The organism is Candidatus Peribacteria bacterium (genome assembly GCA_023038255.1).
In the GTDB taxonomy this organism is placed as follows: Bacteria; Patescibacteriota; Gracilibacteria; order Peribacterales; family Peribacteraceae; genus CALREJ01.
Map to the genome: position 1 here is coordinate 1,015,571 of CP082927.1, position 13,002 is coordinate 1,028,572.

Genomic DNA, 13,002 nt, shown 5'->3' on the forward strand with positions numbered 1-13,002 from the left:
TGTTTAAGCGGCAAGGGAACGATTGCGCTCAGTGCGTGCTTTACGGACACGACCTTTCTGACTGCGCATTTCTTTGTATCGGATAAGCTGCGGCTCAATTTTTTCCGCCGCACGGTCAAACGCCTCCACCACTCCTTTTTTGCGGGATTCTGCACGGAACTGCTTTTTCGGCAGTTCAATGGTGATCATGACTTTAATCATGTCATTTTCCTTCTTTGTATCCCGCCGCTCCGCTTCCACGCGGATAACGGACGATTCATCCTTTAAACGGCTGCAATATGTAGCCAATTTGCCGATTTTTCTGGCAACAGCCAGTAATTCCTTATCCGTATACGTAAGCCCTTTTTCAAAGTGTTCGATCTGCATGGAATAAGGGGGAAAAGAACACCGCGGATGATAGCACAAATACACTAAAAAAGCCGGATATTGTCCAAAAAACCGATTTATGCTATAATTTCTGGAAACATTCACGCATTCTATGCCTCCAAAAACTACAAACACCCCAAAGCCAAATCCTCAGGCTGGGCCACAAGCATCAGCGGGTGCGGAAAAACAGCAGGAGAAATTGGATGTGATGCAAAAATTGCAGAATCTGAAACAGGTTCTTGAAAAACGTATCAGCGAAGGCGACAAATCTGCGGAGCTCCCGCAGCAATTGGAAAATCTGAAAAAGCTGGAGGCAAAGACACAAAAGGAAAAACTGACAGCTGCAGAAGAACAGGAAATTTCAGAGAAATATGAAAAACTTGATGCGCTCGAAAAGCAGATTGCCGAGTCGGATGATGTCAAAAAAGACGTGACACCTGTGCCGGAAAAACCGAAAGATTTCATGAGCAAAATCGGCACAATGATCGAGCACTACAAGAACTTTTTTGCGTATCAGCTGGCACCACTGCTCGCATCCCTGAAAGGCATCCCCTTCTTCGGTGGTGACTCGACTGTCACCATGATTGAAACATTTTTGGGCATGGAAAAAACAATGCTCTTCAGTGCGCTTCGCGAAAAGCAGATCGATCCTGTGTTTCATCCGGATAATCCCGGACAGGATACAAAGGCGATTGATGAGATGATTTCAATGGCTAAAGATGTTTGTAAAGAAAACAGTGCATACACACTCAGGGGGTTCTTTGATTCTGCCGCTATGAGCTTTGCCGATCATCTGGAAAAAACAACAAGCAGAAAAACATTTACTCTCCAGGAACTTGCCGATTTCACTCAGAAAAATGTATTCGGGAAGGAATTAGATCAGGCAAAAAAAGACAAGGCCGCGGAAGGACCTTCTTTGCCTGTTACATTGGAATCAAAGGGGGTGAATATGGTTAGTGCAACACGCGATAACAAAACGGTGAACGCCAAATTAGACAATGGCAAAATAAATATTGATGGAAATCCATGGCAACTCTCTTATAGAAACAAAAATGATGTAGTACCTGTCACAGAACTGAAGATCGAAAATGGAAAACTCATGATAACCGTTGATACCGGACAAAAGAATATTCTCAATGGAACGGCAGTCACCATGCCATACATCTTTGAAAGCAATAGGGACTTGGAAAATTTGTTAAAAAAGATAGAGCAAAAAACACCCTACCCGATTGAAGTGTACGGCGTGGAATTCAGACCCTCTGTCTAAACCTTATGAATACCCCCGACTCCCCCTCCGGCATTGAAACCCAGGATGAAGACGTTGTAGTCGAAAAGGCACAGCGCCGTATTCATGCAAAAATAGGTGATATTCTGACCGGAACCGTTGAAATAGGTGCAGATGCAGCAATCGGGACAGCCAAAGTACTGGCATACGGCACCGGAAGAGCTGTTCGCGGTGTTTTTGACATTGGAAGAGCCATAAAGGGAGGTCTCGAAAATAAGAGCTATCACCAGTCTGCGTAAGGCTGAAAACGGTCTTTCTATAGGAGAAAGGGCTGTTTTGTGCTATACTGGGAAGATTTATTCATGCTGAACCTGTGACGTATGGCAGACACGCTCAAACAAACAGCGCCCTCTCTGAAAGTCTCAGAGATCATGAAAAATGCGGAAGCGCAGGTGCCCGTTGATGAAGTGACCGTGCGCCAGCTGACTGATCTCGAACTCGACGATTTGTCGGACGCGATTCAGTCGTCCACTGTCATCAAAGACCAGCAGAAAGAACATGCGAAACTCGTGATCCAGAATCAGCGGGAACTGTTGAAGTTGCAGCGTCAGTTGCCGATCATTCCGTCAGCTATTCAATCTTCCCCGCTTCTCTCTCCAAAACCTGTCGCAGACGCTGTCCCAGCAGCAATGATGACGCCCGCTCCTCAAGTGGATACTGCTGCACTTCCAAAAACATTCAGCGAAAACGTGCACGATTTTTCTGTAGGCGTCACAGATACAATCCTCCCGGATGAATGGACGAAAAACTGGTCCGAGACACAGAAGCAGCGCGCTGGAATGGCTATCACTCTGGGTGGTGTGGCATTGGCTGCATGGGCCCTCTATTCGTGGAGCAGGGGCAAAGAAGCAGCGCAGAACACAGAAGGCAGTTCAACATGGAAATGGATCGTGGGACTCGGAGTGGCAGGACTCGCTGGAGTGGGTCTGTACCAGATCTGGAAGAAGTATCAGGGTATGCAGGAGACACTGGAAAACCTGAACAAGCAGCTGAAAGAAACCAAGGATGCAACCGCTGCACTGACCGGGAAAGCGCGCGAGGCTGCGGATCGGAAAGTGGCGGAGCTGGAAAAGAAGATTGCAAAGAAGGAGACAGGAAAAACACTGACTGAAAAAGCATCGGAAACGGCGGGGGTCATGGTGGCAAAAAAAGCATTCGGACTGCAGTACGATCTTGCAGAAAAACAGGGCGTTCGCGCATTGAACGGACGCAATACCACTCTCCTGTCCGATGCCCGGGAATTTTTGGATCTGGCAAAAGATGCCCGTCTGCAACTGGTGACTGATTGTATCAACACGGGAAAAGACAGCCGCGATAAGCCGTTCATTGACCTGATCAATGCCGCCTATCCGGCAACACCCTATGCAGAGCAGACACCGCTTGATCAGGAGCGGCATATGAAAGCAGCAAAGTTTATCGTGAGCTTCTTCAAGAAATATCAAAAGGAAATTGAGGCCGCAGGTAAAAGTTCCAAGCGCAATCTGCAGACATGCACGATTGCGGAAGGATTGGATTTTTACTCTCATGCCATTGAGGGAACAATGGAATTGGCTGACGCCCTGAACGTCACAAGCGTTATGGGAGGATTCATGAAAGGCGGATTGCCGGCTTTCAAAGATCTCTCACAGAAGCTCTTCCGCGATACGGTGGATCTGCAAAAACAGATGCGCATCCGTTTTATTCTGGAAGATCTGAAAGCATCCGTTCCATCTGTTCAGGAAAAAACTGACGAAGAGTTTGATGAGATTGCGAAGCAGACATCGCTTTTCTTTGTATCCAACAGCAGCATTACACTGAACAACCTGGAAGAAGCACTCGCAAAAGACACAACGTCTCTTCCGGAAACAAAAGACATGATCCATGCACTGGCAGAAATCCTGGTACAGTCGAGCACTATTGCCAGCTTGCAGTCCTCTGTCTTCATTCCTGTCAACGATGGACAGAGAACGGAAAAAGACCGGGAAACTGCAGAAGCAATTGATGCATTGCTGACAAACGGTGACATCCCGCTTGGCGACGCATTCCAGTTATTCTATCTCCTCAAAAACAAAAACGTCTCGCTGCTCCTGACCTACAAGGTCATTGATATCCTTCATGACAGCAAGCAATACAACGCACTCGCTGTGGACAGGTACCACAATATTTCCGGAAAACTGATGGGAGAAATTTTGAGCAGCGGGCTCTCGATTGATGAGTTGGCCATCAAAATGAATCTGACAGAAGAGCAGAAAATAGAGCTGAATAACATGCTGCTCTACATTCAGGAAAAAACGGGCGGATTGGTGGAAGACACCATGACCAATGCATCCGCTCTTGTTTCCAATAATAAATTACTCTTCACCGCGCTCATGGGTCCGAGATTGGTTGCAGCAACCGCAGGTGTAGTTGGCACTGCCACAAACTTTATATTGCCCGTTTTCAAGTACGATCAGTGGGCTCAAATACGAGAACTTTCGAATTTGCAGAATGATCACACCGCGGTGCAGGCATACATTAAAAAATATAAAATCGTGCAACGACTGCAACAGCGCGGTATGACCGCAGCGGCTGCAACACTTGAAGCAGAGAAATTGGTCATCAGTGGCCGCGTGAATGCGATGGCTGCTGTGGGAGATCATCAAACCGAACACCTCGGAAAATGGGCATTCTGGAAAGTACGGGATAGATGGAAGGACTGGTGGAGATATGAATGGGAGCCACGCATGAACGGTATGGAAGCTGTGCGTGATGCAAAGGGAGTCCTGCCAAAAACTGCTCTGCAGAAAGTTGGAACCGGCGTACGCGTCGGGCTCGGCACTGCCACGGTAGCGCTGACCGCCTATGAATACGTCGACTATATCTATGAACGTCAGCGTATTTCTCAGGAGATGTCTCTGGAAACAGACGCAACCAAGAGAGATATGCTCTGGCACGAATTGCGCGCAAAGGAATACAGCCTTGCTGCAGACACGATTGGAGGAGGTATGCTGCTCACTGGTGTCGGTACCATTCCGGCAACAGCGCTGCTCCTGGCAAACATGGGAGGACAGATGCTGAAATCCGGCATTGATGAGGGTGTGAATTACACGCTGTTGCGTCAGAAAGATTTTGCCAATGTTGATCAGGCAACCATTCTGGAAACCATTGATCGTTCCAGTCGGGGTTATACGTACATGTCCCGTTCGCAGGCACTGTCGGCCAATCTCGGCATGGTGGATGAATCAGTCAAAACAGCCAACCAGTTCGTCCGTGGCGAAGCCTACCGCGCCTATTTTGAGCACCTCTCTCACGAACTGCCGGACATGGGTGAGGAATATCTGACCGATGAAGAGCATCACGAAGACCGCGCCAAGCAAATGGCACGCCTCGGAAGCATCAATGCAGATCAGCGTGGAAAATACATCAGTGCAGCAGAGGAATATATCCGCTCGCACACAGAAGGAAAGTACACAACCGTTACACCCGACATGCTGAGAAATGCGGAAATGTACGCACGCATCGTGGCAGGTGAGTGGAGAGCCTGCATCCTGAAGGGAATTGATCCAACCTTCCAATCCCTGAAATGGTCAGACACGGAACAGGCAGACGGCACGATCATAAAAGGAAAGGGAAGCATTGTAGCCGAGATGATAACAAAGCTGGATGAGATCAATGCAGAATCTCTGCAGCAGATGAAAGACAAACGTCCGTCCCACTTCATTAGAGATACAAAAACCATGCTGCTCGTACAGCTGACACATGAGCTGTCGGACATGGAAATGCGCATTCGCACAGCAGACTTTGACGGGCTGGAAATGACCGGTGGCGAAGGATACAGCGAGAATGTCGCACGCCTGACAACGGCATACTTCCTGCAAAAGGCACTGGCGGAACAGGTCGATGCACTACAGCAAAAGACAAGTCCTATCACAGCATCCGACGTACAGGACAGCATGGCGGCACTGCGTCAGATTCTTTCTCAGGAGCCGCTCTACTATCAGCGTATCGGGCGCACACAGCTCCAGTGGAAAGAATTCGGTGACCCGTCGAAATATGAACATATTTCCTCACTCCTCTCCCCTGGAGGCATGGTCCGACACATCGAAGAGCGGGGCGGCAAAAGCACCAATACGCAGGAATCACAATCTCCCGAGCAGTTAGGCGCAGTCACGATGACAGACCTGATGAATCCGGGCGAAGACACAGTGCGCATCAGAGGGACAGCAGTGGTCGTAAAAGGAGCAAAAGGTTATAAGTTCCTTCCCTCCAAAGGCGGCTACCTGCTGGACTACACTCAGGCAATCGAACCGAAAACAGATGATCCCATTACCCTGCCTTTCGGAACCTATGCCATTTATCTCCCGGGAGAAAAGATCCCGACAAAAACACTCACCAATGAAACAACGGGCCCTGGTCAGCGCGGGCTCGTCACTCTGGAAAAAAGACAAAACCAAAGGGAATTAGACGAAAGCCGCGTCTTGCGTATCCGCGAGATACGCAGAAATCGGGGCGAAGAAATCCTGCGCAATGCTTCGGCCAGCGCTGATACCAGTCTGACCCATGACTGCGGATCTATCTGGAGAGTGCGTTACAGCGTCTTCGACAATCCTCTCTATGCGTATTTTGATGCGGACATCAATAAGTGGAAGGTGAAGAGCGGCCAATGGATCACAACAGATGTGGGGGAACGCCGTCTCGCACTGCAGGGAACAGAGGCAGAGGATGTACGCCTGACAGGAAAGCGCTGGGCACAGCAAAAATATGAATACGTCCTGCAGCAACTTGCCTCCGTCAATAGCCAAACCGAATAATGACCAAACAGAACTCCTCCATCGGCCGCAGCCTCAGGTCGCTCACCACGCAGCTGACACGGTGGATGAGACCGAGAAAAAAAGTAACAGAGGTTGCAGAAGTGACCAATGAAACCGAAGGAGTTGCGAAGGTAAAACCTGTGACAGAGGTAAAGCCCAAGCCAAAAGTAATCCGCTCACGACCTGCTCCCAAGCCAAAAATAGAACCCATCGTCAAAGAAGAGCCGATCATTATAGCCGAATCCTTCGTTCCTCAGGACAAGCCCGACTTGCCCGCCGAAGCCGCAGCGGAGGAGGGACCCGATCTCCGATCTCCGATCTCGGATCTCCTCCAATCTTTCCCCGAGAATAAAAACCTCGTCGGCCAGACCGAGGTAATATTTACACTGGACGATAAAAAACACTCACTGATGATCCGCACAGATTGTATGTACCTCGACGCACAGAAGTACCTGGTCTCCGCAAACGGCGGCGCACTGGGAGGAGATGTGGAGCTTGATATACTGGAATGCAAGCGCGCAGGTCATACCCTGATGCTGAAGGTTGGCGCGTTTGGAAAAGATGTCACGATCAGCCTGAACAGTGATGAGACAGCGGCAATGTTCGAACTGCTTCTGAAAGGAAAAACCAGTAGACACACCGCCGACCGTGGCCAGGTGATCGAAATCACCCGCAACAACTACTGAAAAACTGCTACCATAGGATCACCGAACCCCAACCCCATGTCCCTTCTCCGTCAGTACATCTTCCTCACGCCGCTCATCGTCATGGTGCTGTCGGATTTTCTGAAAGTGACCATTGAATACATTCTCACAGGTGACTGGCGTTCCGGTATTTTCCGGTCGGGCGGTATGCCAAGCAGCCACTCTGCATTCGTGACATCACTCCTGATGGTTGTCGGACACAAAACGGGGTACGACTCCGTGCCGTTTGCCATCAGCTTCGTCTTTGCCTGTGTCGTCTGGTACGACGCCATGAGCGTCCGCCGCGAGGTGGGGCTGCAGGCAGAAATGCTGAACAGACTCCAGAAATGGACAAAGTTTTCCGAGCGCGTTGGGCATTCGTTTCTGCAGGTGATTGCGGGTATCGCGTTTGGCGCGATTGTCACGCAAATAGGGATTTGGCTGAGCTGAGAGGCACCATCTTCGTCTCTCCGGTGGTGCGGTCATGGACTTCCATGTTCTGCTCCGCAAGCGTTTTCGGTGAGACAAGGATGCGAACGGGCACCCCGATCAGATCGGCATCAGCAAGTTTGAATCCGACAGATGCATCAATACGGTCATCGAAGAGGACCTGCTTCCCCGCTTTCTCAAGCTGAGCAACGAGATCGGCTGCAATTTTGAATGCTTCATCGTCTTCGGTCTTTGCAACCGGGATAATGTGCACCACGGCTGGAGCAATATTCTGCGGCCACATGAGGCCTTTATCATCGGACATTGCCTCAGCAACAATGCCCATCAGGCGCGAGATACCGATGCCGTAACAGCCCATGATGGCAAGATTTTTGGAACCGTCCTGTGCACTAAATGAGAGATCGAACGCGGATGAAAACTTGGTCCCGAGTTTGAAAATGTTTGCTGCTTCGGACGCTTTTTCCTCACGGAATTCTGTGCCTCCTGTCACCGGACACACCGTCACACCTGCTTCGTAAATCTCTTTGTTCACTGCAATCCTCTTCCCCTGCTTTTCCGCGTCCACGCTGATGTAAATTACATCCTCACCGCTCGGCAATACCACCTGATATTCATGTGAATACTTGGAAAATGTCCCACCGGACGCATAGGTCAGATACGTCACATCACTCAAGCCCAGACGCTCAAATACCTTGTCGTACGCACCCTGCACAATCTCGTAATAGCGATCCAGATCTTCCTGCGACGTGTGGAAGGAATACAGATCTTTCATCAGGAATTCGCGGCCGCGGAGAATGCCGGACTTGGCACGCAGTTCGTTCCGGAATTTGGTCTGGATCTGATACGCAGCAAACGGCAGATCGCGGTAGGAATGCACGTACTGTGCGGCAATCGGCGTCACCAGTTCTTCATGTGTAGGATTCAGGGCATATTCGGAATCGTTGGCGGCAGGAACGTGGAACAGGACTTCAAACACCGCATGGTCCCAGCGGTTGGTCTTTTCCCAGTTCTCCTTTGGCGACAGTGCGGACATCAGAATTTCCTGTCCGCCGATTGCGTCCATCTCCTCGCGCACAATCTGTTCGATGTGACGAAGCACTTTCAACCCGAGCGGCAGATACGAATAGGTACCAGCCATGGTCTTGTGGATGAAGCCACCGCGGACGAGCAGGTCCGCATTTTTGCTGGAGGCGTCACCGCGGGAATCCTTCGATGTTTTTGTGAAAAGCTGAGAGAGGCGCATAGGCAGAGTATGAATGAAGAATGGCGGATTGAGAATAGGGGTTTAACGGTTTAAAAGTTGCAGGTTTAAACGTTCTAACATGCAAACCTCCAAAGCATAAAACTCCGCAATTTTCGTGATCAAAGACCGCTCCCCTGCTATCGTGACTCTCATGTCACCTATTATAGAAGCCAAAAACGTCACGAAGACCTTTAAGGATTTTACAGCCGTGAACGATATCTCCTTCTCCGTGGAAAAAGGGGAAATATTCGCATTTCTGGGTCCAAACGGTGCCGGCAAAACCACGACTATCAAAATGCTAACGACCCTGCTTCGACCAACAAAAGGGGAAGTGATGATTGACGGGCATAATCCCGTGCATGACCAAAGTGCAGCAAGACGAGCATTCGGCATTGTATTTCAGGACCCGAGCCTGGATGGCGAGCTGACGGCCAAGGAGAACATGGAACTCCATGCAGCACTCTACAGCGTTCCACGCGCAGGCCGGGCAGCCCACATCCAGGAACTCCTCACATTCGTGGAGCTCTGGGATCGCAAAGACAGCCTCGTGAAAGAATTCTCCGGGGGAATGAAACGCCGTCTGGAGATTGCCCGCAGTTTACTGCATCACCCGAAAGTCTTATTCCTCGATGAGCCGACTATCGGACTCGATCCGCAGACCAGAAATCACCTGTGGGACTATGTGCAGAAACTCAACAAAGAAGAAGGCATCACGGTATTTTTGACCACGCACTACATGGAAGAAGCAGCCAAAGTCGCCACCCGGATTGCGATTATCGACCACGGAACAATCATTGCCGTTGGTTCCTCAGCAGATCTGCAAAAGCAGACCGAAACCACCAACCTCGAAGACGCATTCCTGAAGCTCACCGGCAACGCCATCCGTGACGAAGCGGCCAGTTCCGCCCAGAATATGCGCGACATGCGCCGCGCCTGGGGCCGTCATTAATTTCCTACAGTAACCTTTCAACTTTTAAACCTTCAAACCTCGTCATGGGTACCATCTACATCCTCTGGCTCCGGCAACTCAAACGCTACGTCCGCTCGAAGTCGCGCATTATAGGATCTCTCGGTCAGCCGCTCCTCTTCCTGCTCGCACTCGGCTACGGCTTGGGCCCTGTCTTTGAGCAAGCTGGTCAGGGAAGTTACGTGCAGTTCATCGCCCCGGGCGTGATTTCCATGAGCGTTCTTTTTATGGCGGTCTTTGGAGGAATTGAGATTATCTGGGATAGACAATTCGGGTTTCTGAAAGAGACGCTTGTCGCTCCGGTACCACGCTGGCAGATCATGCTTGGCCGCACACTCGGTGGCGCAACGGTCGCGGTCATACAGGGATTGATTATTTTTGTTATTACCATCATTGCAGGATTCCGCCCGGAAAGCTGGGCACTGCTGCCGCTGGCATTCCTGTTTATTACACTGCTCGCACTTCTTTTCACTGCCATGGGAACCGCGATTGCCTGTCTACTCGAAGACATGCAGGCCTTCCCGATCATCATGAACTTCCTCGTCATGCCGATCTTCTTCCTGAGTGGTGCCATCTTCCCGCTCAGTAACCTCCCCGGCCCCATCGCCATCCTCACCAAAATCAATCCGCTCAGTTACGGCGTCGACGGCCTGCGCGGCGCATTAACGGGTGCCCTGGAATTCAGTTACAGCTTAGATATTACGGTCCTGGTGGTTGTGACGGCCATTATCCTGGCTATCGGAACCTGGTTGTTCTCCAGAATCCAGGTCTAAATCAAGGAGAGACGACACAGCAGTATGGGCTCCATGACGAATGCCTTGAGTGGAGGACAGATCTAATAACGCATATTCGCGACATGCGGCTTCCAATTGCAGCATAGCATCGTATATTCCATCAGCTGCAGACGATTCAACCATAATATCGAATGGGAAACAGTATGATAAAGACTATACAATTTTTCTAAAAAAGAAGAGTCCAGAACACCAGCGCGATCACAATCCTATACACCCCAAACGCCACAAACGTATGCTTCTTCACGTACCCGAGCAACCACTTGATGCTGATGAGTGCGACGATGAATGATGTGACAAACCCAATTGCCAGTAATCCCGACTGATCAAACGACATCTCATCGCTGTGCTTCACCATCGACAGAACCGTCGCCGCAAGCATGGTCGGGACAGCAAGCACGAACGAGAAATCAACGATAGCTTTGCGGCTGATACCAAAGAGCATACCGCCAACAATCGTGGCGCCGCTCCGGGAGACACCCGGGACTACGGCAAGCGCCTGACAGAGTCCGACAAGGAACGCTTGTTTGTAACTCATGGTGCTCATATCGGCGACATCTTTCGGTGATGGTTTACTTGTCGGGCGTAGCTCAGAGAGCGAAGACTGATGAAGCTTTTCAAAGGCGATGAGAATCAATCCACCAATGAACAGCGACCAGAGAATGGTTGGGATATTTTCAAAGAGAACATTGCGGATAATGCGCTCCAGCAAAAAGCCGATGATGGCGGTTGGAATAAATGCGACGATGATTCTGAGCATCACATCTTTGCGGATAAGCAGTGATCGCCAGTAGACAACAACTACGGAAAGGATGGCACCGAGCTGAATCACCACTTCAAAGGTTTTCAAAAACTCCGTCTGCTCCAGTTTTAAAAGAGCGGATGTGAGAATGAGATGCGCGGTGGAACTGATCGGCAAAAATTCCGAAAAACCTTCGACAATTCCGAGAAGCAAAGCGTGGAGTACAGTCATGCAGCGATCATACGCTTCGAAGAAGACTTACTGCAAAGCGGCGCCTGTTCCAACCAATGTCTGGAACGGCTGATATTTGAAATCTTTTCCAAGCACAATCCGCACAATGCTGCCGGTCGCGGTCGCATCAGTCGGGCTCTGCTGGGAGACATCCATGTTGAGGAGTCCGCCAAAGAACCCTGCCATCTGCTTGTCGACGCTGTTCGTGAAGATGATAAATGATGCAGGCACATTGACGGTCTGTGTTTTGCCGGTTGTTTTCGGCGGCTTCGGTGCCTCACCAACCCTAAAGCCGTAGCGACGGAGCTCGTTCTCCAGGCGGTTTGCTGCAAGGGCAGTGGCAGAAACATTCACCACCTGCACTTCTGCTTTGCTGAGGTAAAGGGCGCGCTGGTAGACAAGGAATCCGGCAAACGTGCGCATCTGCCCCCAACCGGTTTTGTCAGTCGGAAGCACCGTCGGCACCAGCACACTCGCGCCTTCATACAGCGCAGGATCCGGGGCATACACAAATCCTCCGGCCTGTGCCGGAATGTAGTCACCACCGGCATTGTAATTCACCTGCATGCGTATCAGATTCTCCATGGAAAGCTCAGACCCGATCTGCGTGATGCCAAGCAGTTCCTGTGTAGTAAACGTTGTGTCGAGATGATTCACGACATTCTTCAAAAGAGCAGAAACAGAACTGATCTGCTCAAGGCGACTCATCGTCTGCACCTTTGCGGAGAGTGCCTGCAACAACTGCTGCTGGCGTGCGGAACGGTCGAAGTCTGTACTACCGTGACGGCTACGGGCAAAACGGAGAGCGGTCTCACCATCCAGGTGCTGCAGTCCGGCATCAAGCTCAAACAGTCCCACTTCGTTTTCCCCGACGGGATACGAGTAGTCCATAATCTTTTTCGCCACGTCCACATCAACTCCGCCAAGCGCATCAACGGTATTCACAAATGCCGTGAAGTCCGCCTTCACCACACCGTGCACCTCTACTCCAAGCTTCTCCCCCATCTCCTCTCCCACAGCCTGCAATGCCAGGCGAGAGAGATCTTTGTCGCTCAATGTTTTGTCTTTTCTCTTGAGTGCCTGTTTCGCAAAAAAGTAGAGCGTATTGATACGACCGTCTGGAGTATTTTTATTGCCGGTGAGGTAGAGGTCACGCGGAATACTGAGCAGGACCGCACTCCGTGTTCCGGGATCAATGCTCGCAATCATCATCGTATCTGTCAGGTCGGCACCGTCATGATTTTTGTCTCCGACTCCAAGCAGAAGAATGTTTGTAAATCCGTATGAATCCTGAGGAGGTGCCGCTCCGGCTACCATCAACACGCCGCGCATGGCGGCGACTCTCAGGGGGCTAATGGTCACTATCAGTGTCAGTAGGAACAGAAAGATGGCAAACGCGGCAAGCGTCAGCGCAACGATCCGGCCAAGAAGCGGAAACACAGTAAACGATGCGGAATCCTGGGGTGTCGTCATGG

General features: G+C 50.5%; 11 protein-coding genes. 7 read left to right on the forward strand and 4 right to left on the reverse strand.

All coding sequences use genetic code 11. The features are described 5' to 3' along the window. Positions 1 to 3: 3 nt before the first annotated feature. On the reverse strand, positions 4 to 366 hold the full coding sequence (locus tag K8942_04990; GenBank protein ID UPA22375.1) for an HPF/RaiA family ribosome-associated protein: 363 nt from the start codon (positions 364 to 366) through the stop codon (positions 4 to 6). Positions 367 to 478: 112 nt separating this feature from the next. Here K8942_04990 and K8942_04995 point away from each other — a divergent pair, with 112 nt between their 5' ends. The 5 genes from K8942_04995 to K8942_05015 all read left to right on the forward strand — a co-directional run bounded on the left by K8942_04995 (position 479) and on the right by K8942_05015 (position 7,553). Continuing rightward, the gene (locus tag K8942_04995) at positions 479 to 1,633 is read left to right on the forward strand and encodes a hypothetical protein (GenBank protein UPA22376.1); all 1,155 of its coding nucleotides are present in this window, start codon (positions 479 to 481) and stop codon (positions 1,631 to 1,633) included. Between the two features lie 5 nt (positions 1,634 to 1,638). Next, entirely contained in the window at positions 1,639 to 1,890 is a 252-nt protein-coding gene (locus K8942_05000) for a hypothetical protein (GenBank protein UPA22377.1), read from the forward strand. Between the two features lie 81 nt (positions 1,891 to 1,971). Then, positions 1,972 to 6,420 (forward strand): hypothetical protein, encoded by a 4,449-nt coding sequence (locus K8942_05005; GenBank protein UPA22378.1) that lies wholly within the window; start codon positions 1,972 to 1,974, stop codon positions 6,418 to 6,420. Beyond that, positions 6,420 to 7,106, forward strand: a complete 687-nt coding sequence (locus K8942_05010; GenBank protein UPA22379.1) for a hypothetical protein — start codon at positions 6,420 to 6,422, stop codon at positions 7,104 to 7,106. The genes K8942_05005 and K8942_05010 overlap by 1 nt, the downstream gene beginning before the upstream one ends. 36 nt (positions 7,107 to 7,142) lie before the next feature. Beyond that, a complete protein-coding gene (locus tag K8942_05015) occupies positions 7,143 to 7,553 on the forward strand; it encodes a divergent PAP2 family protein (GenBank protein ID UPA22380.1) in 411 nt (136 codons plus the stop codon). Here K8942_05015 and K8942_05020 read toward each other — a convergent pair. Further along, the gene (locus K8942_05020) at positions 7,525 to 8,796 is read right to left on the reverse strand and encodes a prolyl-tRNA synthetase (protein UPA22381.1); all 1,272 of its coding nucleotides are present in this window, start codon (positions 8,794 to 8,796) and stop codon (positions 7,525 to 7,527) included. The genes K8942_05015 and K8942_05020 overlap by 29 nt on opposite strands. Positions 8,797 to 8,947: 151 nt before the next feature. On the opposite strand from K8942_05020, the gene K8942_05025 reads away from it, so the two are divergent. Continuing rightward, positions 8,948 to 9,745: an ATP-binding cassette domain-containing protein gene (locus K8942_05025; protein ID UPA22382.1), complete on the forward strand. Its 798-nt coding sequence runs from the start codon at positions 8,948 to 8,950 to the stop codon at positions 9,743 to 9,745. 44 nt (positions 9,746 to 9,789) lie between these two features. Further along, on the forward strand, positions 9,790 to 10,536 hold the full coding sequence (locus tag K8942_05030) for an ABC transporter permease (protein ID UPA22383.1): 747 nt from the start codon (positions 9,790 to 9,792) through the stop codon (positions 10,534 to 10,536). Positions 10,537 to 10,723: 187 nt separating this feature from the next. Here the strand turns inward: K8942_05030 and K8942_05035 are convergent, their stop codons facing one another. Together K8942_05035 and K8942_05040 are read right to left on the reverse strand one after the other, a co-directional pair. Beyond that, entirely contained in the window at positions 10,724 to 11,527 is an 804-nt protein-coding gene (locus K8942_05035; GenBank protein UPA22384.1) for an undecaprenyl-diphosphate phosphatase, read from the reverse strand. Positions 11,528 to 11,554: 27 nt separating this feature from the next. Next, positions 11,555 to 13,000 (reverse strand): LCP family protein, encoded by a 1,446-nt coding sequence (locus tag K8942_05040; protein ID UPA22385.1) that lies wholly within the window; start codon positions 12,998 to 13,000, stop codon positions 11,555 to 11,557. Between the last annotated feature and the right edge of the window lie 2 nt (positions 13,001 to 13,002).